The sequence below is a fragment of the Qipengyuania sp. B-5 genome (assembly GCF_056857815.1).
Genome location: NZ_JBSXNU010000045.1, coordinates 143,410 through 164,996, shown reverse-complemented (window position 1 = coordinate 164,996; position 21,587 = coordinate 143,410). Strand labels below are relative to the sequence as shown.

23 protein-coding genes and 2 tRNA genes are annotated in these 21,587 nt (G+C 63.3%); 9 read left to right on the top strand and 16 right to left on the bottom strand.

From position 1 onward, the window contains the following. From AC13CE_RS08370 to pepN, 10 genes are all read right to left on the bottom strand, one after another. The coding region (locus tag AC13CE_RS08370; RefSeq protein ID WP_482972134.1) for a DUF6538 domain-containing protein at positions 1-212 on the bottom strand (212 nt) is incomplete at its 3' end. Positions 213-385: 173 nt separating this feature from the next. Then, a tRNA-Gly gene (locus AC13CE_RS08365) sits at positions 386-459 on the bottom strand. Positions 460-506: 47 nt separating this feature from the next. Then, the gene (locus AC13CE_RS08360; RefSeq protein ID WP_482972133.1) at positions 507-1,151 is read right to left on the bottom strand and encodes an OmpA family protein; all 645 of its coding nucleotides are present in this window, start codon (positions 1,149-1,151) and stop codon (positions 507-509) included. Further along, positions 1,148-2,998: a cation:proton antiporter gene (locus AC13CE_RS08355; RefSeq protein ID WP_482972132.1), complete on the bottom strand. Its 1,851-nt coding sequence runs from the start codon at positions 2,996-2,998 to the stop codon at positions 1,148-1,150. The genes AC13CE_RS08360 and AC13CE_RS08355 overlap by 4 nt, the downstream gene beginning before the upstream one ends. Positions 2,999-3,087: 89 nt before the next feature. Continuing rightward, a complete protein-coding gene (locus AC13CE_RS08350; RefSeq protein ID WP_482972139.1) occupies positions 3,088-3,624 on the bottom strand; it encodes an adenine phosphoribosyltransferase in 537 nt (178 codons plus the stop codon). 74 nt (positions 3,625-3,698) lie between these two features. Beyond that, on the bottom strand, positions 3,699-4,547 hold the full coding sequence (locus AC13CE_RS08345) for a cytochrome c1 (protein ID WP_482972131.1): 849 nt from the start codon (positions 4,545-4,547) through the stop codon (positions 3,699-3,701). A gap of 18 nt (positions 4,548-4,565) precedes the next feature. After that, positions 4,566-5,861 (bottom strand): cytochrome b, encoded by a 1,296-nt coding sequence (locus tag AC13CE_RS08340; protein ID WP_221538248.1) that lies wholly within the window; start codon positions 5,859-5,861, stop codon positions 4,566-4,568. Positions 5,862-5,884: 23 nt separating this feature from the next. Then, positions 5,885-6,454, bottom strand: coding sequence for a ubiquinol-cytochrome c reductase iron-sulfur subunit (gene petA, locus AC13CE_RS08335; RefSeq protein WP_221538247.1), 570 nt, complete (start codon positions 6,452-6,454; stop codon positions 5,885-5,887). 211 nt (positions 6,455-6,665) lie between these two features. Then, on the bottom strand, positions 6,666-7,334 hold the full coding sequence (gene pgeF / locus AC13CE_RS08330) for a peptidoglycan editing factor PgeF (RefSeq protein WP_482972130.1): 669 nt from the start codon (positions 7,332-7,334) through the stop codon (positions 6,666-6,668). After that, positions 7,327-9,978, bottom strand: a complete 2,652-nt coding sequence (gene pepN, locus AC13CE_RS08325) for an aminopeptidase N (protein WP_482972129.1) — start codon at positions 9,976-9,978, stop codon at positions 7,327-7,329. Before pepN ends, pgeF begins: the two co-directional genes overlap by 8 nt. Positions 9,979-10,020: 42 nt before the next feature. On the opposite strand from pepN, the gene AC13CE_RS08320 reads away from it, so the two are divergent. Then, positions 10,021-10,806 carry a Rossmann-fold NAD(P)-binding domain-containing protein gene (locus AC13CE_RS08320; RefSeq protein WP_482972128.1) on the top strand — a complete coding sequence of 262 codons (786 nt, stop codon included), beginning with the start codon at positions 10,021-10,023 and terminating at the stop codon, positions 10,804-10,806. Here AC13CE_RS08320 and AC13CE_RS08315 read toward each other — a convergent pair. Further along, positions 10,790-11,734, bottom strand: coding sequence for a DMT family transporter (locus AC13CE_RS08315; protein ID WP_482972127.1), 945 nt, complete (start codon positions 11,732-11,734; stop codon positions 10,790-10,792). The two genes, AC13CE_RS08320 and AC13CE_RS08315, sit on opposite strands and share 17 nt — an antisense overlap. Next, complete coding sequence (locus AC13CE_RS08310) at positions 11,731-12,726, bottom strand: threonine aldolase family protein (protein WP_482972126.1); 996 nt, start codon at positions 12,724-12,726, stop codon at positions 11,731-11,733. Before AC13CE_RS08310 ends, AC13CE_RS08315 begins: the two co-directional genes overlap by 4 nt. A 54-nt stretch (positions 12,727-12,780) precedes the next feature. Here AC13CE_RS08310 and AC13CE_RS08305 point away from each other — a divergent pair, with 54 nt between their 5' ends. Then, entirely contained in the window at positions 12,781-13,077 is a 297-nt protein-coding gene (locus tag AC13CE_RS08305) for a GNAT family N-acetyltransferase (protein ID WP_221538241.1), read from the top strand. Here AC13CE_RS08305 and AC13CE_RS08300 read toward each other — a convergent pair. From AC13CE_RS08300 to AC13CE_RS08285, 4 genes are all read right to left on the bottom strand, one after another. After that, positions 13,074-14,597 (bottom strand): PH domain-containing protein, encoded by a 1,524-nt coding sequence (locus tag AC13CE_RS08300; RefSeq protein ID WP_482972125.1) that lies wholly within the window; start codon positions 14,595-14,597, stop codon positions 13,074-13,076. The two genes, AC13CE_RS08305 and AC13CE_RS08300, sit on opposite strands and share 4 nt — an antisense overlap. Beyond that, positions 14,597-15,064: a PH domain-containing protein gene (locus tag AC13CE_RS08295; protein ID WP_482972124.1), complete on the bottom strand. Its 468-nt coding sequence runs from the start codon at positions 15,062-15,064 to the stop codon at positions 14,597-14,599. Before AC13CE_RS08295 ends, AC13CE_RS08300 begins: the two co-directional genes overlap by 1 nt. Positions 15,065-15,095: 31 nt before the next feature. Beyond that, positions 15,096-16,265: an acyl-CoA dehydrogenase family protein gene (locus AC13CE_RS08290; RefSeq protein ID WP_482972123.1), complete on the bottom strand. Its 1,170-nt coding sequence runs from the start codon at positions 16,263-16,265 to the stop codon at positions 15,096-15,098. Between the two features lie 72 nt (positions 16,266-16,337). Continuing rightward, positions 16,338-16,412: transfer RNA gene (locus AC13CE_RS08285), tRNA-Thr, on the bottom strand. Between the two features lie 113 nt (positions 16,413-16,525). Between AC13CE_RS08285 and AC13CE_RS08280 the strand changes: the two genes are divergently transcribed. From AC13CE_RS08280 to AC13CE_RS08250, 7 genes are read left to right on the top strand one after another with little or no spacing between them, the layout of a single operon-like run. Further along, positions 16,526-16,669 (top strand): hypothetical protein, encoded by a 144-nt coding sequence (locus AC13CE_RS08280; protein WP_221538238.1) that lies wholly within the window; start codon positions 16,526-16,528, stop codon positions 16,667-16,669. Between the two features lie 34 nt (positions 16,670-16,703). Next, positions 16,704-17,390: a 2,3-diphosphoglycerate-dependent phosphoglycerate mutase gene (gene gpmA / locus AC13CE_RS08275; protein ID WP_482972122.1), complete on the top strand. Its 687-nt coding sequence runs from the start codon at positions 16,704-16,706 to the stop codon at positions 17,388-17,390. 1 nt (position 17,391) lies between these two features. Next, positions 17,392-17,886: a 5-(carboxyamino)imidazole ribonucleotide mutase gene (gene purE / locus AC13CE_RS08270; RefSeq protein ID WP_221538236.1), complete on the top strand. Its 495-nt coding sequence runs from the start codon at positions 17,392-17,394 to the stop codon at positions 17,884-17,886. After that, positions 17,886-18,953 (top strand): 5-(carboxyamino)imidazole ribonucleotide synthase, encoded by a 1,068-nt coding sequence (locus AC13CE_RS08265; RefSeq protein ID WP_482972121.1) that lies wholly within the window; start codon positions 17,886-17,888, stop codon positions 18,951-18,953. Before purE ends, AC13CE_RS08265 begins: the two co-directional genes overlap by 1 nt. Then, a complete protein-coding gene (locus tag AC13CE_RS08260) occupies positions 18,950-19,447 on the top strand; it encodes a dihydrofolate reductase (protein WP_482972120.1) in 498 nt (165 codons plus the stop codon). Before AC13CE_RS08265 ends, AC13CE_RS08260 begins: the two co-directional genes overlap by 4 nt. Beyond that, complete coding sequence (locus AC13CE_RS08255) at positions 19,444-20,625, top strand: dipeptidase (protein WP_482972119.1); 1,182 nt, start codon at positions 19,444-19,446, stop codon at positions 20,623-20,625. Before AC13CE_RS08260 ends, AC13CE_RS08255 begins: the two co-directional genes overlap by 4 nt. Then, complete coding sequence (locus AC13CE_RS08250) at positions 20,622-21,548, top strand: bifunctional riboflavin kinase/FAD synthetase (RefSeq protein ID WP_482972118.1); 927 nt, start codon at positions 20,622-20,624, stop codon at positions 21,546-21,548. Before AC13CE_RS08255 ends, AC13CE_RS08250 begins: the two co-directional genes overlap by 4 nt. Positions 21,549-21,587 lie beyond the last annotated feature (39 nt).

Below are 21,587 nucleotides of genomic sequence, written 5' to 3'. Positions count from 1 at the left end.
CGATCATCGAAGGGCAAACCGCTTTCCCGACGCTTTTCCTCGAACATCTTCTCGACCTCGAAGGCCACCTTCCGGCTTAGCCTTACCGCGAGCGATCGGCTGTCTGTTTTCAGCGACCGATTCACATGGATGCAGCCCATCGCTGCTCGCAAGTCAGCCGGAACCCGCACCCGGAATTGGTAGATAGCCCCACGCAACCACAGTCCGCGCACGGACGGTTTGTATGACGCTCGTGTATGACAGTTGCCGGGACGATTTCTTGAACGATTCGAGAGCGTTGGGTCTGATTTCGCCTCTCGAATGTATGACGCATGTGTAGCACACGCGCGCGAATTCGCACCTTGGCAGGCGGATTTCTGCGCGTTTTCATGGAGTTGTTGGGACTTGGAGCGGGTAAGGGGAATCGAACCCCTCTAGCCAGCTTGGAAGGCTGGAGCATTACCACTATGCTATACCCGCGCTCCGGGCGATGGCAGATGCCCGCCTTCGCCAGATTCGTCAACCGGTCATCGCACCTGGCGGCCAGCTCGGTCACTTGCTCGTGACGATTGCGTTTCGTCCTGCTCGGCCTCGCTCAGTGTCTCAATGAGTGTTTGCTCGCGGTCCACCTGGCGCCCGGTTTCAACCGTCACCTCAACCCGACGATTTGCCGCGCGCCCTTCTTCGTTGGGAGAGCCGTCGGGCAGGGCATTTGGCTCGATCGGGTTCTGTTCGCCGAATGCTATGATCTTAATACGTTCCTCGGCGATCCCGTTCTCCACGAGAAAGTCACCAACGGCCTCCGCTCGTGCTCGCGAGGTTTCGAGATTGATTTCATCGCTCCCGGCAGAATCCGAGTGACCACGCAGCACGATGGAACCACCCGCATCGACCTGAGGGGACTCGACGATGGTGGCCAGTTCCGCGCGCACCGCTTCGGTCAATTCGGGTGTGCCATCCGGAAAGGACAATGTCGTCTCGAGTGGCAGCAATACCGGCGGAGGGAGCATGGATTCGCCAGACTCGGTCGGATCCTGCTGGAAAATCGAGCGGCCGTCATCTGGCGACGGAGCAGGATCGGGCTGTTCCTCTTCCGCATTTCTGCAACCGGAAACAAGCAGCGCGCTTGCAGCCGCTGCTAGAATAACGGAATTCTTCAGTTCCCGCCTCATGTGGGCTGCACCCCCTGCTTCTTGCTCGCCTTTTTTGCCGCTTTTTCTTCAGCTGTCTTCGTTTGTGGCGGTGAAAAACTCAAGATCGTATCCCCTGCTCGCGGCTCGGGCTTCGCCGCGTGGGTAAAGAAACGGATAGTCCCGTTGTCGCGTATCAGCAAAAGCATGTTCGCGGCGTCTGGAAGCTTCTCCTGCATTTTCTCGAAGTCGAATTCTTCGGACAATCGCGTCTTGCGGAAAACCCAGCCCTGCCGCTGGCGTTCGCTGACGTCTTCCACGCCGAAGCCGGATTCGAACAAGGCGCGTCCGCGCAGGCTCGCAGGAAGCGCATGCTTATCGTCACCATCGGCCGACTCACCGAGCTGGAAGACGCGGTCACGGCCGATCTCATGTGCGAATTCATTGCAGACCAATGCGTTATACGCCTCGTTCTCGGTCGCGGCGACAAGATTCTGGTAAGGGGCCAACTCGAGATTATGCTCGGTCGCCTCATTGAGGATTTCGCCGTGATAGAACGGAATGCCTTTCTGCCGCGCTAGTGCAAGCCGTTGCCAGCTGGCATCCACGACGATCACTGGGGCTTTCATATCGCGCATCTGTTCGGCCAGAGCGATGGTCCACGGCGTGCTTCCGACGATCAGCATGCCCGGGCGGGTTGTGCCCTTCACCTTGAGCAGCTTGGCCACGAAATCCACCGTGAACCCGTGAGCAACGATAGTTACGACCACGACAGCGAAACTCAGCCCGATGAGCAGGTTTCCGTCGGTATAGCCTAGATCCGAAAGGCGCAGGGCAAACAGGCCGGAGATTGCGACCAGAACGATCCCACGGGGAGCTATCCATGCGAGGAAGAGACGCTCATTCCAGGGAAGGTTGCTCCCCAAGAGGCTGAGCAGAATGGTCGCCGGACGCACCACGAAAAGGAGCGCCAGAAGGAACAGGCCGATAGGCCAGTTTATGTAGCGAATATCTTCGATGCTGAGCGATGCCGAAAGCACGATGAAAATGCCCGACACCAATAGAACCGCGACGTTCTCCTTGAAGGGGTGAATGGATCGCAGGCTGGTGACATCCATATTGGCAAGCGCGACGCCCATCACGGTCACTGCCACGAGACCCGCTTCGTGTTCGATCAGGTTGGAGATGACGAAGACGCCAATGACCGTAGTGAGAAGGACGGGCACCTTGAGATATTCGGGTACCGCACCCCGCGGGAAGGACCATGCGATGGCTAACGCGGAGACATAGCCGATAAGGCCTGCGATAATCGCCGCGATAATCAATGGCGGGACCACTTCGAACAGGGTCGCGCCAGGCTGTTCGGCTACCTTGCGGAAGTATTCATAGGCGATGACAGCGCAGAGCGCGCCCGTGGGATCGTTGACGATCGCTTCCCACTTCAGAATGGAAGCGGGGCGTGATTTGACCGAGCTTTGCCGCAAGAGCGGAATGACCACCGTCGGGCCCGTTACCACAAGGATCCCGCCGAACAGGATGGCAACCTCGGGAGCGAGTCCGGCGATATAGATCCCGGCCAGTGCGCCGAAGAGCCAACCCAGTACGACTCCGATCGTTGCCAGCCTCCCTACTGCGCTGCCGGTGTGCCGCAACTCCCGGAAATCGAGGCTCAGCCCGCCCTCGAAAAGAATGAGCGCGACGCCAATGGCCACCATGGGTTCGAGCAAGGCGCCAAAAGCGTGTTCGGGATCGAAAACGCCCAGCACCGGGCCCGCCAGGAACCCGGCGATCAGCATAAGCACGATGGCTGGAAGCCCGGTACGCCAGGCGACCCACTGCGCGCCGATACCGAGGATGCCCACCAAGGCTATGACGAGTGTCTGTTCCATGCCCCTCGTTGAATTACTGCCCGCGGACGGGCCGTACCAGCCACCAATGCCCTAGCCCCGGGTTTTATCCAAGGACAGTGGTGTTTTTCTCAATCGCCGGTGAAATCCATCAACGCTGCGACGCCCACCCCGCACTCGCCGAGTTTTTGCGCGCCGCCCAGATCCGGCAGGTCGATGACGAAGAATGCATGCTCGACCACGGCACCTGCTTTTCGAAGCAGCTTGGCAGTTGCACAGGCAGTTCCGCCGGTTGCGAGCAAATCATCGACCATCGCAACCTTCTGCCCAGGTGCGACCGAGGCCGGGTCCATCTCGAGCCGGTCGGATCCATATTCGAGAGCGTAGTCGACGCCGATTGTGTCGCAGGGCAGTTTCCCGGATTTGCGAATGGGGAGGAAAGGCAGCGCGAGTTTTGCGGAAACCGCAGCGCCGAAGATGAACCCCCGGGCCTCCATTCCGGCAACCGCCTCAGCTGCGCTACCGCGAACTCTTTCAGCGAGCCAGTCTACCGTGGCAGCGAAGCCTTCACCATGTCCGATCAACGTGGTGATATCGCGGAACTGGATGCCCTCGATCGGAAAATCGGGAATGGTCCGGACCAGCGATTTCAGTTCGTGAGGGGAAATAATCTCTCTCCTTCAAAACGAAAACGCCCCTCGCATCACATGGATGGAGGGGCGCCGTGTCGTGCTAGAGCGGCTTACTTCTTGGGTTTTACTGCCGCCCAGATCTGTTTCTTCGACATATATGCCAGAATGGTCGCGAAGAGCAGGAAGATCAGCACGGGCCAGCCGGTCTGCTTGCGCTTCACCATGGTGGGCTCGGCAGTCCAGGTAAGGAATGCCGCCACGTCCTTGGACATTTGCTCGATGGTCGCTTCGGTCCCATCATCATAGGTCACCTGACCGGCCGTGGTTATAGGAGGAGCCATGGCGAGGTTGAGGTTGGGGAAATAGGGGTTGTGATAGAGACCTGGCCCCGGTGCCGCTTCGGGATGCTCCTCAAGCAACTCTGCCGACGGTTCCTGATAGCCCATCAGCAACGAAGCGACATAGTTGGTGCCATCGCCCCGCGCTTTCGTCATCAGGGAAAGATCCGGCGGGATTGCATTGTTGTTCGCCGCAGCAGCAGCCACCGCATTGGGATAGGGCGAAGGGAAATAGTCGGTCGGCAGTCCGGGACGCATGGTCGCTTCACCGGTGTTCGGGTCGATACCGGGGACCTGCTTGGCCGCAGCATAAGCCTTAACCTGCCCTTCCGAATAGCCGAGCTGTTCAAGGTCGCGGAATGCGACAAATTTCAGGCTGTGGCAGGCCGAGCAGACCTCGTCATAAACCTTGAGACCCCGCTGAAGCTGCGCATGGTCCCACTTTCCGAAGGGGCCATCGAAGGACCAGGAGAGGTCCATGGGATCTTCGTAAGGAAGGTGTGGTGCAACCTCTTCGGTGGCGGCGTTATAGGCACCGACCACAAAAGCCCACAGGGCGGCAACGGCAAAACCGAGGCCGACGAGGATGGCGACAAGGCGGACGCTGAGAAGCTTGGTCATTGGTCTCTCGTTACTCGCTTAGACGGCCGGCGTCGTATTTTCGCCTTTGACGACCTTCTTGTCCGAGCCGAGAACGGCTTCGGTGATCGAATAGGGCAGCGGTTCGGGTTTCTCCACGTTCGAGATGATCGGAAGGATCACCAGGAAGTGGAGGAAGTAATAGGCCGTCGCGATCTGGCTGAGCATCACATAGGGTTCTTCAGCCGGCGCGCCGCCACAGATGAACAATACGATCATCGCCGGGATCAGGCCGAACCAGAAGAACTTGCGGAACAGCGGGCGGTAGTGGCCGCTACGCACCGGCGACTTGTCGAGCCAGGGCAGGAAGAACCACAGCAGGATCGATGCGAACATGGCGATCACGCCCATCAGCTTGGCGGGGACGAACAGGAAGTCGACCGTAAAGGCGCGCAGGATCGCGTAGAACGGCCAGAAATACCATTCAGGCACGATGTGCGCCGGGGTCGAAAGCGGATTCGCCTCGATATAATTGTCTGGGTGGCCGAGCGCGTTGGGCAGGAAGAAGACCAGCGCGAAATAGGCCAGCAGTGCAATGCCGAGACCGAAACCGTCCTTCGCAGTGTAATACGGGTGGAAGGGTACAGTGTCGCTTTCGCTCTTCACTTCGACGCCCGTGGGGTTCGAAGAACCCGGGATGTGCAGCGCCCAGATGTGCAGGATCACCACACCTGCGATCACGAAGGGCAGCAGGAAGTGCAGCGAGAAGAAGCGGTTCAGCGCGGCGTTGTCGGGGGCGAAGCCGCCGAGCAGCCAGACCTGGATCGGCTCGCCGACCAGCGGAATTGCGCCGAACAGGCCGGTAATGACCTTGGCACCCCAGAAGCTCATCTGGCCCCAGGGCAGCACGTAGCCCATGAAGGCGGTGGCCATCATCAGCAGGAAGATGACGACCCCCAGCAGCCAGATCATTTCGCGCGGCGCCTTGTAGCTCGAATAGAACAGGCCACGGAAGATGTGCAGGTAGACGACGATGAAGAAGAAGCTCGCGCCGTTGGCGTGGGCATAGCGCATCAGCCAGCCCCAGTTGACGTCGCGCATGATGTGTTCGGTCGTCGCGAAGGCGACCTGCGCATTCGCCGCATAATGCATGGCCAGCACCACGCCGGTGACGATCTGCACGACGAGGAAGAAGCCGGCAAGAACGCCGAAATTCCAGAAGTAACTCAGATTGCGCGGAACCGGATAACCGGCGCCGACGGCATTATAGACCAGGCGCGGAAGCGGCAGCTTCTCGTCGAGGAACTTCGTGACCGCATTCTTCGGTTCGTACTGGCGGGCCCAGGGAAAGCTCATGTGTCTGTCTCTCGTCTTCTAGCTCAGCCGACCTGGATCACTGTGTCCGAGGTGAACTCGTATTCCGGCACTTCGAGGTTGGTAGGCGCCGGGCCTTTGCGGATGCGGCCGGCAGTATCGTAATGCGAACCGTGGCAGGGGCAGAAATACCCGCCGAATTCGCCCTTCACTTCGCCTTCGGCAGCGCCCAGCGGCACGCAGCCAAGGTGGGTGCAAACACCCATGGTGACGAGGATATCGGCGTGGCCTTCCTTTGTTCGTTCAGCCAAGCTCTGGGGATCCCGCAGTGAAGCGGTCGGCGTTGCGTTGGCCGCAGCGATCTCTTCGGGCGTCAGGCGCTTCACGAAAAGCGGCTGCTTGCGGAACACCGCCTTGATGGCCTGGCCGGGCTCGATCGCAGAAACGTCGACTTCTGTAGAACTCGCCGCGAGCACGTCCTTCGACGGCGCCATCTGGCTCACCAGTGGGTAAACCACCGCAAGACCGCCGATGCCGGCAGCGCTGACCGCTGCAATGTCGAGAAAATCGCGGCGACGCACACCTTCGTGGGCGGTCGCCGTCGCGGGATTAGCGGTTGCAGTCGTGTCTGCCATCAGCGCTTTGCCTTGCCTGCCTTAAGCTCTGCCGCACTGTTGGGCGCGGCGGGATATGTTGCGGTCCTGTGTCCGGATGATGCCGTTGGCCGACGCCGAAAAAGCGTGCGCGAATGCCCCCGGTATTTCCGGTTTGGTGGCGCCTCTAGCCGCTATGCGACCCCTTGCCAACCGCCATTTTGGTCCGAATGCACCGTTGGGTTCGACAAGCTCAATCGAGAGAGGGCAAGGCAATCACGCTGGTCTGTCGCCCCCCTGTCTCCTCACCGCGATGGGTCGCGCGACGATAAGAATGGAATCGGCTCTCGTCGGCGTAGGTATCGAGCGCGAGATCGGCGATTCGCCCCGTACCCGCGGTACGCAACCGCCAAGCAACATAAGCAGGCAGGTCGAACTGGAAACGCCCGCCATGTCCGGCCCGGAAGAACGGATCGTCAGCGAGCTCGAATTCGCTGCGAAAGGCGGCGTCCACTTCGTAGCTGTCCTGCGCGATGGTAGGCCCGATAGCGGCAGCGATCCGAACCCGGTCGGCGCCAAGTTCTTCCATCGCCTCCAGTGTATTCTCAAGCACCCCTGCGCGCGCGCCTCGCCAGCCCGCATGGGCCGCCCCCACTACACCAGCCTCGAGGTCGGCGAACAGGACAGGCGCGCAATCGGCGGTGACGATCCCGAGCAGCAGGCCGGGCCGGTCCGTTACCATGGCATCGCCCGTACGCACTTCGCCGCCCGCTTCGCGGATGATCACCACTTCGGCGGAATGGACCTGATCGAGCTTCACCATGGGCGCGCCGGGCAGAACGTCTTCGCCCTGCAACCCCTCGCGAGTGGAGAAGCCATGCGGCACGCCGTTGAGCGCCTCGGAAGTCAGCACCTCAGCCAAGCGAACGGGTGACCTGTTCGAAAGTATCGCGCGACAACTTGGGCGAGGCGGCAATGCGTTCGAGTTCCGCGCGCATGAGCGCCGATCGGCCTGGCTCGAGCTTCCGCCAGCGCCCCAGAGCGGGCACAAAGCGCGCCGCAGTCTGTGCATTGATCGGGTCCAGATCCAGGATGAGATCGGCGATCAATTTGTAGCCCTCGCCATTTGCGGCATGGAAGCCATGAGGCGCGCCGGTGAACGGCATGTAGAGCGAGCGAGCGCGGTTCGGATTCCTGAGCGTGAAGTCCGGGTGTTCGGCGAGCGCTTTGACATGCTCGATGACCTGAGGGTGGAGTGAACTAGATTGCAAAGCGAACCATTTGTCGACCACCAGCGCGTTGCCCTGATAGCGGTTATAGAAGTCCAGAAGCCGCCCGGTCCGCTCGGCGCTATCGATCCCGGTCAGCACCATCAAGGCACCCTGCCGATCGGTCATGTTGTCGGCGCGGTCGTACTGATGGGCAGCAAGTTCGGCAGCCTTCTGCTGATCGTCGGCAGCGGCGTATGCGAGGATCAGCGTCTTGAGCTTGCGTGCCCCCTTCGCCTCGGCGCTCTGTGAATAAGGGAGCTTTTCGGCGCGATCGTAGATTTGATGGAGTTCGTCCTGCAGCTCACTGGCAATAAATGCTTTCAGCCCTTCACGCTCCTCGAAAATACGACCGGGATCGGCGGCCTCGATCTGCTCGGCGATATACGTCTGGCTCGGCATGGAGAGCAGTTCGCCGCGCATCAGATCGTCGAGCGCATCGTCATCGGTCACCGCACGGAGAGCGCGGACGATGTCGGCTCGTCCGGCATTGCGTGTGTCTTCCGACAGCTCTCCCTTGCTGGCTGTGACAAGGTGGCGAACCATGAGATCCTGCATCGCTTCGTACCGCGCGAAGGGGTCGTCATCCTTCGCGGCCAGGAAGACAAGCTCATCGGGCGCGATATCGCGCCCGATGGTGACCGGCGCGGAAAAGCCGCGATTGATGGAGAGTACCGGCTTTTCGGCAAAACCGGAGAAACGGAAAGTGTCGCTCGCCTTGTCGAGAACCACCAGATGCTCGCCGGAATGCGACCCACTCTCCCGATCGAACAGCGCAATCCTGAGCGGTACGGGCATGGGCTTCTTGTCGTCCTGACCGGGAGTCGGCGGGACTGCCTGTGACAGCGTCAAGACAGCTTCGTCGCCCTCATGAGAGAGTTCAACGCTCACCTTCGGCGTCCCGGCCTGCGAATACCACAGACGGAACTGCGACAGGTCCAGACCCGTGCCGTCCTCGATCGCCCTGACGAAATCCTCGCAGGTTGCCGCCTCGCCGTCGTGGCGGTCGAAGTAGAGATCGGTGCCGCGACGAAACGCTTCTTCCCCTGCCATGGTGCGCATCATGCGGATGACTTCGGCGCCCTTGTTGTAGACGGTCGAGGTGTAGAAGTTGCTGATCTCGCGGTAGCTGTCGGGGCGGATCGGATGGGCTAGCGGTCCCGAGTCCTCGGGGAACTGCACTCCGCGCAGCACGCGCACGTCCTCGATCCGCTTGACCGGCGCACTCCCCATGTCCTGGCTGAACAGCTGGTCGCGCAGCACGGTGAAGCCTTCCTTGAGGCTCAGCTGGAACCAGTCGCGGCAGGTGATGCGGTTGCCCGACCAGTTGTGGAAGTACTCGTGGCCGATCACGCCTTCGATCCCGTCATAGTCGCCATCGGTGGCGGTTTCGGGGTCGGCGAGGACGTATTTGGTGTTGAAGACGTTGAGGCCCTTGTTCTCCATCGCGCCCATGTTGAAGTCGGACACGGCGACGATGTTGAACAGGTCGAGATCGTACTCGCGGCCGAAGGTGTCCTCGTCCCACTTCATCGAGCGCTTGAGGCTCTCCATGGCATGCTCGGTGCGCTCGAGGTCGCCCTCGCGCACCCAGACGTTCAGTTCGACCTCGCGCCCGCCCATGGTGGTGAAGCTGTCGCTGCGCGCCACGAGGTCGCCAGCAACCAGCGCGAAGAGATAGGACGGCTTGGGCCAGGGATCGTGCCATTCGGCCCAGTGAGTTGCGCCATCTTCACCCATACCGGCCCGGTTGCCGTTGGAAAGCAGCACGGGGAAATCCTTCTTCGGCCCGCTCATCCTCACCGTGTAGGTGGAGAGCACGTCCGGGCGGTCGGGGAAGAAGGTGATGCGGCGAAAACCCTCGGCCTCGCACTGGGTGCAGAGCATGCCGGAGGAGGCGTAAAGACCCATCAGCTGCGAATTCGCGCCGGGGTCGATCTCGGTCACGATCTCGATCATGTGCCGATCGCCTTCCAGCGTGACTACCAGATCGTCGCCGTCCATCATGTGTCCGGCGCACTCACCGCCGTCACAACGCAGCGAGACCAGTTCAAGCCCGTCGCCATTCAGCCGGATCGTGGGCGAGGCGTCCGCATCGGGGTTGCGTTCGACCTCCAACAGCGCGGTGACGCGCGTCTTTTCCAGGCCGAGCTCGAAATCAAGCCGGGTCGTGGGCACCAGCCAGGGGAAAGGCTGGTAATCCTCGCGCCGGATTTCCGGCGGTGCCGTGGGCTCCACGGCCGCATCGGCCATCTCGGGATTGCCATCGGGTGTCGAAGGCGTGCGCGCGATATCCATTCTCGTCCTGTCCTTTGCGGGTTCCTCGGCTATTACGCCCGGATGGCCCGTTTGTTCATCTTCGGCCTCGGCTACACGGCGGGGCGGTTTGCACAAGAGATGCGTAGCAAAGGCTGGCATATCGATGCCACCGGCAGCGCAGGAAACCTCGACTTCGAGGACGAAGAGGCGGTGCGCGCCGCCCTGCGCGAGGTGAGCCACGTGTTCAGCTCTGTGCCGCCAGCCGGCGACAGCGACCCCGTGCTGGACCGCTATGCCGAGGCACTGGAGGGCAAGTGGCTGGGCTATCTGTCCTCCACCGGCGTCTATGGCGACGTCGAAGGCGCATGGGTCGACGAAAGTGCGCCCACCGGAACCGGGCGGCGCACCGCACGCGCCGAGTGCGATGCGCGGTGGCTGGACCTGGGCGCGCGGGTGTTCCGCCTGTCGGGGATCTACGGGCCGGGCCGCAGCGCCTTCGAGCGGGTGCGAAGCGGCAAGGCACACCGTATCGACCTGCCCGGGCAGGTGTTCAGCCGCGTGCATGTCATTGATATCGTCGGCGGGCTGACCGCCGCAATCGGGCGCGATGCGCCGCGCGGGGCTTACAATCTGTCCGACGATCTGCCGACCAGCCAGAATGCCGTGATCGAGGAAGCCTGCCGCCTGCTCGGACAGGCGCCTCCCCCGCTCCAAACGCTGGAGGAAGCCGATCTTTCGCCCATGGCGCGGGGCTTTTATGCGGAAAACCGACGGGTCGCGAACGGCAAGGCCAAGCGAGTGCTGGGCTGGGAGCCGCACTATCCCACCTACCGCGAAGGGCTGGCCGCGATCAGGGCTCTGGCGTAGCCCGCCTTGGCGGGGGCGCACTGCGCCCGCGCAGGGCAACCACCATGCCGATCAGCGTGATCGCCGCGCCTGCCGCCGGCAGGATGCCCCAGACAAAGCCTTCGAACAGGGTCGAGAGCACCATGGCGACAATCGGTACGATCACCGAACTGTAGGCCGCTGTCCCCGCCCCCACCTTGCGCACCAGCCCGTAATAGAGCGGGAAGGTCACGACCGATCCGAGCAAGCCGAGGTAGAGAATGCCCAGCGCATATTCCGGCCGCGTGTCGAACTGCGGCGGGCCCTGCGTGACCAGCGCGAAGCCGGCTTTGAGGATGACGCCCATCACCATCGACCATGCCAGCAACGTCAGGAGCGGCATGCGCTTGGCTCCATCCATGGCCTGCACGATATTTGCAGCACTGGCAGAAAGGATGCCGCCAATCGTCAAGGCTGCCCCAAGCAGGACCTCCCCCAGTGTCGCCGGGGACGCGCGCCATTCCTGCGCAAACAGCATGGCGACGCCGATCGCCGCAATCGTGGAGCCGAGGACGAATTCGCGGCGGATGGGCTGCCCGAGCACAAACTTGCCCAGCACGGCATTGGGCACGACGAGCAGCGCGAACATGACCGCCACCAGCCCCGAGGTGATGAATTTCTCAGCATTATAGACGAAGCTGAAATTGAGACAGAACTGGAACAGGCCCAGCGCAAGGGCCCAGCGCCAGCCTTCGCGCGGCAGGGCGAGCGGCTCGCCGCGGAATTTCGCCAGCACGAACATGCCCGCCGCCGCGACGACGAAACGCCAGGTGATCGACCAGCTTGCCGGAACGACCGAAAGCTGATCGCGGATGACCAGCCAGGTCCCGCCCCAGATCAGGCTGACCAGCAGGAAGGCTGCAAGATTTCGCGGGGTGAGGAGGCTTTCGCCCCCGGATGAAGCGTTCATAGTGCCGCGATCGCAGTGGCGAGCGCGCGGGCATCTTCCTCGCGCGTGTTCCAAGCGGTGACGAATCGCGCCGCATCCACGCCCCAGTCGTAGAACCCGAACCCCTGCCCGCGCAGCGTTTCGCGTTCGGCGGGCGTACAGCGCACGAACAGCTCGTTCGCTTCGACAGGGTGCATCAGGCGCTCCCCGCAGGCACCGGCGATTTCGGCGGCGGCGGCATTGGCCGACCGCGCATTGGCCAGCCACAAATCGCCATCGAGCATGGCGTGAATCTGTGCGGCCAGGAACCGCCCCTTGCTTTGCAGATGTCCGGCACGCTTGCGGCGATAGCGCGCCACATCGGCCAGACCTTCTTCGAAGAAGACGATGGCTTCCGCGCTCATTGCGCCATTCTTCACGAAGCCGAAGCTGAGCGCATCGACGGGCCCAGCCACCTCGCTTGCCGACAGGTCGAGGAAAGCGGCGGCATTGCCGAAGCGCGCGCCATCCATGTGCAGGCCGAGCCCGCGCTCATCAGCCAGCGCACGAATCGCCGCAATTTCCTGGGGCCGATAGACACGGCCATATTCGCTGGCCTGCGTAATCGAGATGGCATGGGGCTGGACCTGGTGGACATCGTCCCGGATGGGATCGATCACGGCGCGGATTGCGTCAGCCGTCAGCTTCGCACCCTCCCCCTGCCCGAGCAGGAGCTTGGCCCCGTGGAGATAGAAGCCCGGCGCACCGCCTTCGTCCATCTCGATATGCGCTTCTTCGTGGCAGATCACGGCGCCGTGCGGCTGCGCCATCGTCGCAAGCGCGAGGCAGTTTGCCGCAGTACCGGTTGCCACCCACAGCACCGCGCAGTCACGGCCGAAAAGCGCATTCATTCTTTCGTCGAGAGCCAGGCTTAAACTGTCGTTGTCATAGGGCGAATCGGGCTGGTCGGCACCGTGCATCGCGGCCCAGACGGCGGGATGAACACTGGCGGCATTGTCGGAAAGAAATTGCATCGGAACGCGTTTAGCGACCCGCGAATTGGAAAGACAGCAAGGAAAGAAAACAAAATGGGTATCGCAGCCATCCAAATCGAACACCGCGACCGGGTCACCCACGGTGACTACATCGCGACAATGCCGGGCGACGACAGTACGGCGAAACTGAGCTGGACGGAACGCGGCGGCATACGGCACGCCGAACATACCTATGTTCCGCCCAGCCATCGCGGCAAGGGCGTGGCCGAAGAACTGGTCAAGGCCATGATCGCCGATGCCCGGCAACATGGTTTCAAGATCGCGCCCGACTGTTCCTATGTCGCGCGCTATTTCGACCGGCATCAGGAGCTGGCGGAACTGCGCGCCTAAGGAGCAGGAGCGCCCTTCTCTTCAAGCAGGCGGGAAAAATCGGTGCGGGCGAGGCTGTCGCAGATTGCGCTGCGCCAGCGCCGCGCCTCTGCCACGGGCATTCCGTTGATGCGCAAACGGCCCCCGGCGAGACCGAGGGCGAGGCTGGCGTAGCCGCGTCTGCGCGCGACCGGCCCCTGGGCGATTTCGACCGATTGCAGCTTTACGCGGGATGCAATCGCGAGACTGGGTGAGAGCCAGCCGTGGCGGCTGTAGAGCTGGCTTTCACCAAGGGCGCGGTAGTCGTGTTTCCACCGCCACCATTGCTGGGCGACGGTGAAGAGCAGCCCGGCCAGAGGAGCCAGCCAGACCCATTCGCGCGCAAAAAGGGCAGACACGACAGTGGCCGGGACGAGGAAGAGCGCGGCCAGCACCGCCTTGTCGATCCGGTAGCGCGCCAGCGCGCGGGCCCATTGCGCATCTTCCGGCGGCAGGGAGAAGCCGGTCACTGCGACCACCGGGGCGATCTCGTCCATCCGGCCGAAGGGGACCGCATCGTGATTGGCCCCGCCGCTGTCGCTGGCGAGGCTGATGACCTTGAGCGAATGCCAGCCGAATCGGCGCCGCAGGAAGCCCGTCCCGATGCGGAGCGCCTGAACGCGGTGCAGCGGCATCACCACATCGGTCCGGGTCAGCAGGCCGCGCCGCCTGCGCAGGCCCTTCGCCGTCCGCTCGAGCCGGAAATCCCATTCGCGCAGCGCCGTTCGGCCGATTCCCGTCGTAACGCCCACCACGCCGAGCGCCGCGAGCGCGATGACTATTCCGGCAGCCTGCGCCAGTGGGCCGAGACCCGCCAGCCGCTGCCCCGGACCGGCGAGCCGCTGCTCCCACTGATCGAGATCCCATAACTCGAAGGGCAGCAGGAAATCGAATTGCTGTGCAAGGCCGCCGAGCACCGCGACCACGGCGAGCGAAAATTCGAACAGGCCGAAGGTGAAGACGCGCCGCGGCCCCATGGCGAACAGAACCTCCGCTTCTTCCAGGATGGCTTCAGTTTCCTCCGCGTCCTGCGTTTCCGCTGCATCGCGGCGAGTGCGGACGAGTTCGCGAAGGCGATCTCCTTCGCTTTCGGACAGGTAGGTCAGTGCGAGATCGTCTTTCCCGCCAGCGCCTGTCTCGAACTTGACCTCGACCAGGCCGAACAGCCGCGGCAGCAGCTTCTGTTCGAGGCTGACGTCCTGGATCCGTTCGTAAGGGACGGAGCGCGCCGCACGCGACAGTACGCCGCTTTCTACGCGGATATCGCTTTCGCCCACGGTGTAGGTCAGCTTGGTCCACTGCAGGTAGGCGATGACGACGTTGAGCAGGATGATCACGATCACGAGGGGCAGGAAGTAGCCGACGAGATCGCCGATATCGCCATCGTCGAGAATCGTCACCGAGGCGACCGCCAGCGGGATCACCAACTGGAACAGCATCGTCACCGCGCGCACGGCGAAGCTGCGCGGATCGGTGCGCCGTGCGTCTTCCTGCCGCGTCATTACTGCGTATCGCGCCGGATGGCCGCGCGGATCTCCTCGCGCATCGCCAGCGCATCCTCATGTGCAAGACCGGGTAGCGAGACCGAGGCATTATGCGTGCCCGCAGTGTGCACGGTGAGCGTGGCGAGGCCGTAGCCGCGTTCCAGCGGGCCCTGGTCGACATCGATATGCTGGACGCGGCCGAAGGGTACGATGGTATCGGAACGGAACAGCACGCCACGCACCACGCGCAGCCGCTCCTGCTCCAGCGAATAGCCGCGCGTGACATAGCGCCGCATGGGGAGATAGAGGACGAGATAGGCCGCCACGAGAGCGACCGGGAGCCAGACCACCCCGGTCCAGCCGGGAATGGCGAACTCGGCAATGCTGGCCCCAATGATGAGGATCACGGCGAGGATGCCCGCAACCAGCCGCATCATCGACTTGTAGCGCGGATCGAGCGGGGTCAGTTCGTCGGTTTCGTCCATACCGCCTTACCTATGCAATACAGCAGCCGCGTCAACGCCTTTGATCGAAGCGCCGGCCGACGATGGCGGCGGCGATATTGGTCTTCTGCACGTCGGTAGTGCCGCCGGCGATGCCCCAGGCGAAGCCGTCGCGCACGCGCTGTTCCATGCCGTAATCCTTGTGATAGCCATAGCCGCCCATCACCTGCATGCCGTTGGCGGTCACGCTGCGCACGATTTCGTTGGCGAAGCACTTGGCGGTGGAGCTTTCGTAGACGCTCGGCAGGCCCCCTTCGTTATGCTCTGCATTGGCGGCGGCGCGGTAGATCAGCAGGCGTGCGGCCTCGACCTGCATCGCCATTTCGGCCAGCCGCATCTGCACCGCCTGGAAATCGACGATCGGCTTTCCGAAGGCGGTGCGCTCCTGCACATATTCGGTCGCCTGTTCGAGCGCGGCGGCAGCAAGGCCGAGCGACTGGGTAGCATTGCCGCAGCGTTCCAGCCCGAAGGCGCTCATCAGTCTGCCGAAACCTCCGGCGGGAACGATCAGGTTCTCGTGCGGGACTTTGACGCTGTCGAAGGCGATGTCGCGCGTCTCGATCCCGCGGAAACCCATCAGCTGTTCGCGCTTGCCGAAGCTAACGCCCTCCATATCTTTGTCGACCAGCAAGGCGCCGATCCCCTTCGCGCCGGGCGCATCGGAGAGGCGGGTATAGACCACATAGTAGCGCGCATGGCCCGCGCCGGAGGTCCAGCGCTTGGTGCCATCGAGGACAAAGTAATCGCCCTCCTCGCGCGCACGGGTGGCAAGATCGGTCAGCGCCGTGCCCGCATCGGGTTCGGACATGGACACCGCCACGGTCGCTTCGCCGCTGACGACTTCGGGAATTACCTGCGCCTTCAACGCCTCCGACCCGAACCGCTCCAGCGTCCGCACGGGGCCGACCAGCGCCTCGAACACCGGAAACGCGACCGCGTTCGAGATCATGGCGAACTGTTCGAGCACCAGCAGCGCCTCGAGGTGGCCGAGGCCGAGGCCGCCGTATTCTTCCGGCAGGTTGACGCCCAGGAACCCCATCTCGCCATAACGGCGCACCATTTCTGCGGGAACGGGGAAGTCCTTCTCCTCCATCTCGCGGGCAAGCTCGGGCAGTTCTCCACGCGCGAAGCTGCGCGCTGCATCCTGCAGTTCGCGTTGCTGTTCTGTCAGGCGGAAATCCATCGCTGCGCTCTCCCGTAGTGCCGGGATTCGCTGCCCGAGGGCACGCCGCTTCGCAAGTCCGATGGGAAGAAATGGTGCTGCTGGGGAGGATTGAACTCCCGGCCTCACCCTTACCAAGGGTGCGCTCTACCACTGAGCTACAGCAGCACACTATGCCCGCCGGAACGCCGTGCGGGGTGGAGGCGCGCGCTATTGGCAGAGACGGCGCATAAGTCAACCTTCGCTTGCGGCGGCGGCCGAATTTCGCGAAAGGTTGCGCGATGACCGCTGCAGACGACAAGATGACCCGCGAAGAGAGGCTCGCCGCGAAACTTCGCGAGAACCTGCGCCGCAGGAAGGCCCAGACCCGCGAAATGCGCGAATCGGACGATACAGGCCTTTCCAAGGACGATACGCGCCGCTAACGCGCAGTGCTCCTAGGGGAAAACCGGAGTAACCATGTCGAAGCTGATCCTCGTTCGCCACGGCCAGAGCGAGTGGAACCTCGCCAACCGCTTCACCGGCTGGTGGGATGTCGACCTGACCGAAAAGGGCGAAGAAGAGGCGCGCGCAGCGGGCCGGCTGATGCAGGCCAAGGGCGTGTTGCCCACCGTCGCCTTCACCTCCGTCCAGAAACGCGCGATCAAGACGCTCAATATCGCGCTGGAAGAATGCGACCGGCTGTGGATCCCCGTGACACGCGACTGGCATCTGAACGAGCGTCATTATGGCGGCCTCACCGGTCTCGACAAGCAGCAGACGCGCGAGAAGCACGGGGACGAACAAGTCCATATCTGGCGCCGCAGCTTCGACGTGCCGCCGCCGGACATGGAAGCGGGCAGCGAATTCGACCTGTCGGACGACCCGCGTTACGCCGGGATCGACGTGCCGCGCACCGAAAGCCTCAAGCTCACCATCGAACGCGTGCTACCCTATTGGGAAGAGGCAATCCTGCCGCAGCTGGCCAAAGGCGAAACGGTGATCATCTCCGCCCACGGCAACAGCTTGCGCGCGCTGGTCAAGCACCTGTCGAACATATCGGATGAAGAGATCACCGGTCTGGAAATCCCGACCGGCCAGCCAATCATCTATGAATTCGATGGTACGCAGGTCACCGGCGAACGCTATTACCTGAAGGATAGCTGAGATGGCCCAAGGGGGAAAAGCCAGGGTCGCCATAGTGATGGGCAGCCAGTCCGACTGGCCGACCATGAAACGCGCCGCCGAGGTGCTGGAGGAGCTGGGCGTCGCCGCCGATGTCCGCATCGTGTCCGCGCATCGCACACCCGAACGCATGTATGAATTCGCCAGGGCGGCAGAAGATGAGGGCTTTCACGTCATCATTGCAGGGGCTGGCGGCGCTGCCCACCTGCCCGGCATGATTGCGGCGCTGACCCATGTGCCGGTGCTGGGCGTGCCGGTGAAATCCAAGGCGCTTTCGGGGCAGGACAGCCTGCTTTCCATCGTCCAGATGCCCGCCGGAGTCCCGGTCGGTACGCTGGCCATCGGCGAAGCGGGCGCGACCAATGCCGGGCTGCTCGCCGCCGCGATCCTCGCCAATGGCGATGCGGAGCTCGCGCAGCGGCTCAAGGACTGGCGCATGGCGCGCAGTGCCGCGGTGACCGAAAGGCCGGAAGACTGATGCTGAAACGCGGGTCCACCATCGGTATCCTCGGTGGCGGCCAGCTTGGCCGGATGATGGCGACGAGCGCCGCGCAGCTGGGATATCGCTGCATCGGCTATGCACCCGAGGGCGATAACGTCAGCAGCGCGGTAAGCGAGGACTTCGTCACCGCCGACTGGGACGACGAAACCGCCCTTGCCGCGTTTGCCGAGCGCTGCGACGCTGTGACCTGGGAGTTCGAGAACGTCCCAGTCGCCACCGCGCGCGCGATCCAGCAGGCCAAGATATTTCCCGCTCCGCTGGCGCTGGAAACCGCGCAGGACCGACTCAATGAGAAGCGCTTCGTCGAGGGTCTCGGCGGAAGGCCGGCCGCCTATGCGAAGGTCGATACGAGCCAGGATCTCGAAGCCGCAGTCGACCGGCTGGGCGCGCCCGGCATCCTCAAGACGCGGCGCGACGGCTATGACGGCAAGGGCCAGTGGCGCATCGGTAGTGCGCGCGAGGCAGCGGGGCTGCGCATGCCCGAGGCGGCCTGTATCTACGAAGCCTTCGTCGAGTTCGAGGCGGAATTTTCCGTCATCCTGGTGCGCAGCCGCGACGGCGAAATCCGTTTCTGGGATTCACCCCGCAATGTCCACGCGGGGGGTATCCTTGCCTCCTCGCACTATCCGGCGGGCGAGCGGATCGCCGCGCAGGTGACCGAGGCGCGCGAACTGGCGCGCAAGGTCGCCGACGCGCTCAAATATGTCGGCGTGCTGACGCTGGAATTCTTCGCCACGCGCGATGGGCCGATCTTCAACGAGATGGCGCCGCGCGTACACAATTCGGGCCACTGGACGATCGAGGGCGCGGCCACCAGCCAGTTCGAGAACCATATCCGCGCGGTCGCGGGCCTGCCGCTCGGCGACACGCGCACCACCGCCGCTGCGGTCGAAATGCGCAACATCCTGGGGGCCGACATCGACAGCGCCCATGCGAAACTTGGCGATGCACGGGTCCACCTGCACGATTACGGCAAGGCCGAGGCCAGCGAAGGGCGCAAGATGGGCCATATGACGCTGGTCACGCTCGACACCCGCGGATGAGCCTGTTCCTGATATATGCCCGCGCTGCCAATGGCGCGATCGGCAAGGAAGGCCGCCTCCCCTGGCACCTGCCTGCCGACCTCAAGCGCTTCAAAGCACTGACGATGGGCAGTCCCATGATCATGGGACGCAAGACTTTCGAGAGCCTGCCGGGCCTGTTGCCGGGCCGCCGTCACGTCGTCCTCACCCGGAGAGAGCGCTGGGATTCGACCGGAGCGGAAGTCGTGCGTTCGGTCGATCAAGCGCTTGATCGGGCCGGAAACACCGAGGGAAGCATTGCCGTGATCGGCGGCGCGGCGATTTTCGACATCTTCATGCCGCTGGCGGACCGGGTCGAGCTGACCGAAATCCACCGCGAGTTCGACGGCGATGTCTTCATGCCCCCGCTCGGCCCGGAATGGGAAATGGTCCGGCGTGAGGATTTCGAGGCCGAGGACGACAGGCCGGCCTATTCCTTCCTCACCTACACACGCATCGGCGAGACAGGCGCGTGAGGCGCAAGGTCGGCATCGGCATCGCCGTGCTGGTGATAGCGGCGCTGGTCGTGTTCTTCACCTTCGCGCCCGGATATGTCGAGCGTGACCTCAACCGGATCGACGGCGAGCCGCTGATCGCGGTCTCACAGGAAGCGCGCGACCTTCACGCAGACCTCCAGATCGTCGACCTGCATTCGGATACGCTGCTGTGGAAGCGCGACATGACCCAGCGTGCCTCGCGCGGCCATGTCGACCTTCCGCGCCTGCGCGACGGCAATGTTGCGCTACAGATCTTCTCCAGCGTGACCAAGTCGCCGCGCGGACAGAATTACGATTCGAACACGGGCGATACCGACAACATCACCCCGCTGGTCATCGCCCAGCTCCAGCCGCTACGGACATGGGGCAGCCTGCTCGAACGCTCGCTCTGGCACGCGCAGAAGCTCGACCGCGCGGTGGAGGAGGAACGCGACGGACTGTTCCAGATCCACGGCGCGGAAGATGTCGACCGCCTGCTTCGACGCCGCGCAAGTGGCCGTGATGGCGTCGGCGCGATGCTATCCATAGAAGGGCTGCACAATCTCGAAGGCGACCCCGCCAATCTCGCACGGCTGTACGACGCCGGCTTTCGCATGGCGGGCCTCACCCATTTCTTCGACAATGACCTCGCCGGTTCGATGCACGGCACCCAGAAGGGGGGCCTTACCGACAAGGGGCGCGCCGTTGTGCGGCGCATGGAAGAGATGGGCATGGTGGTCGATATCGCGCACTGCAGCCCGGCCTGCGTCGCCGACATCATCGCCATCGCGCGGCGCCCGGTCGTCTCCAGCCATGGCGGCGTGCAGGCGACCTGCGGTGTCAATCGGAACCTTTCGGACGAACAGATCCGCGGGGTCGCGGCTACCGGCGGCATCATCGGAGTGGGTTATTGGCCGGGCGCCGTCTGCGACACCTCGCCGCGCTCCACGGCCAGCGCAATGCGCCATATCCGCGATTTGGTGGGGATCGAACATGTCGCGCTCGGCAGCGATTTCGATGGCTCGGTCACGACTCGTTTCGACACCAGCGAACTGTCGCAGGTGACGCAGGCGCTGATGGACGAAGGCTTTTCCGAGGGCGAAATCCGCGCCGCGATGGGCGGCAATGCGCTGCGCGTGCTGAGCGCCGGGATCGAACCGATGGGGGCGAAGCCATGAGGTTCCTCGACCACCGCGATCCGCTCCCCGAATCGCTGCGCGGTGCAATCGTGGCGCTGGGCAATTTCGACGGCTTCCACCTCGGCCACCAGGCAGTGGCGCGCGAAGCGATCGAATGGGCCCGGGCCGAGGGCCGGCCGAGCATCATCGCGACATTCGATCCGCACCCGGTGCGCTTCTTCAAGCCCGACGTTCCGCCCTTCCGCCTGACCACGCTCGAGCAGCGGCAGGAACTCTATCTCGCCGCCGGGGCGACCGCGATGCTGGTGTTCCATTTCGACGGAGAGCTGGCGGGGACGACGGCGGAGGATTTCGTGCGTATACTCCTCGCCGAAAAGCTCGGCGTGAAAGGCGTGGTCACCGGGGGCGATTTCACTTTTGGCAAGGCGCGCGGCGGCAATTTCGAGAAGCTGGTCGAGCTCGGCCGCGAGGTCGGGATCGAGGCCCGCGCGGTCGATCCGGTGCTGGACGGCGGAGAGCCCGTATCCTCCAGCCGCGTGCGCGAGGCGCTGCGCAAAGGCGACCCGCAGGAAGCGGCGCGCCTCCTCACCCGCCCTTTCGCCATTCGCGGCGTGGTGGAACATGGGGACAAGCGCGGGCGCGAGATCGGTTATCCCACCGCCAACCTATCCATCGAACATTACCTGCGCCCGAAATACGGTATCTATGCAGTCACCGGGCGCATCCTTGCGACGGGTCAGGAATTGCAAGGCGCGGCCAATATCGGCGTGCGCCCCCAGTTCGAACCGCCCAAGGAATTGCTCGAACCCTATTTCTTCGATTTCTCCGGCGATCTCTACGGGCAGGAGATCGAGGTGGCCTTCCACCACTTCCTGCGCGGCGAGGCGAAGTTCGATTCGCTCGATGCGCTGGTGGTGCAGATGGAGCAGGATTGCGAGGAAGCTAAACGTCTTCTCGCCTGAGCCGTCACCCTGAGCTTGTTTCAGGGTCCATCTCTCCGC

What these genes read in the sequence shown, in the direction of transcription:
- AC13CE_RS08360 (WP_482972133.1), bottom strand. Translation starts at nt 1,151, where the DNA reads ATGAGGCGGGAACTGAAGAATTCCGTTATTCTAGCAGCGGCTGCAAGC.
- AC13CE_RS08355 (WP_482972132.1), bottom strand. Translation starts at nt 2,998, where the DNA reads ATGGAACAGACACTCGTCATAGCCTTGGTGGGCATCCTCGGTATCGGC.
- AC13CE_RS08345 (WP_482972131.1), bottom strand. Translation starts at nt 4,547, where the DNA reads ATGACCAAGCTTCTCAGCGTCCGCCTTGTCGCCATCCTCGTCGGCCTC.
- AC13CE_RS08340 (WP_221538248.1), bottom strand. Translation starts at nt 5,861, where the DNA reads ATGAGCTTTCCCTGGGCCCGCCAGTACGAACCGAAGAATGCGGTCACG.
- petA (WP_221538247.1), bottom strand. Translation starts at nt 6,454, where the DNA reads ATGGCAGACACGACTGCAACCGCTAATCCCGCGACGGCGACCGCCCAC.
- pepN (WP_482972129.1), bottom strand. Translation starts at nt 9,978, where the DNA reads ATGGATATCGCGCGCACGCCTTCGACACCCGATGGCAATCCCGAGATG.
- AC13CE_RS08320 (WP_482972128.1), top strand. Translation starts at nt 10,021, where the DNA reads ATGGCCCGTTTGTTCATCTTCGGCCTCGGCTACACGGCGGGGCGGTTT.
- AC13CE_RS08315 (WP_482972127.1), bottom strand. Translation starts at nt 11,734, where the DNA reads ATGAACGCTTCATCCGGGGGCGAAAGCCTCCTCACCCCGCGAAATCTT.
- AC13CE_RS08310 (WP_482972126.1), bottom strand. Translation starts at nt 12,726, where the DNA reads ATGCAATTTCTTTCCGACAATGCCGCCAGTGTTCATCCCGCCGTCTGG.
- AC13CE_RS08305 (WP_221538241.1), top strand. Translation starts at nt 12,781, where the DNA reads ATGGGTATCGCAGCCATCCAAATCGAACACCGCGACCGGGTCACCCAC.
- AC13CE_RS08300 (WP_482972125.1), bottom strand. Translation starts at nt 14,597, where the DNA reads ATGACGCGGCAGGAAGACGCACGGCGCACCGATCCGCGCAGCTTCGCC.
- AC13CE_RS08295 (WP_482972124.1), bottom strand. Translation starts at nt 15,064, where the DNA reads ATGGACGAAACCGACGAACTGACCCCGCTCGATCCGCGCTACAAGTCG.
- AC13CE_RS08290 (WP_482972123.1), bottom strand. Translation starts at nt 16,265, where the DNA reads ATGGATTTCCGCCTGACAGAACAGCAACGCGAACTGCAGGATGCAGCG.
- AC13CE_RS08280 (WP_221538238.1), top strand. Translation starts at nt 16,526, where the DNA reads ATGACCGCTGCAGACGACAAGATGACCCGCGAAGAGAGGCTCGCCGCG.
- gpmA (WP_482972122.1), top strand. Translation starts at nt 16,704, where the DNA reads ATGTCGAAGCTGATCCTCGTTCGCCACGGCCAGAGCGAGTGGAACCTC.
- purE (WP_221538236.1), top strand. Translation starts at nt 17,392, where the DNA reads ATGGCCCAAGGGGGAAAAGCCAGGGTCGCCATAGTGATGGGCAGCCAG.
- AC13CE_RS08265 (WP_482972121.1), top strand. Translation starts at nt 17,886, where the DNA reads ATGCTGAAACGCGGGTCCACCATCGGTATCCTCGGTGGCGGCCAGCTT.
- AC13CE_RS08260 (WP_482972120.1), top strand. Translation starts at nt 18,950, where the DNA reads ATGAGCCTGTTCCTGATATATGCCCGCGCTGCCAATGGCGCGATCGGC.
- AC13CE_RS08250 (WP_482972118.1), top strand. Translation starts at nt 20,622, where the DNA reads ATGAGGTTCCTCGACCACCGCGATCCGCTCCCCGAATCGCTGCGCGGT.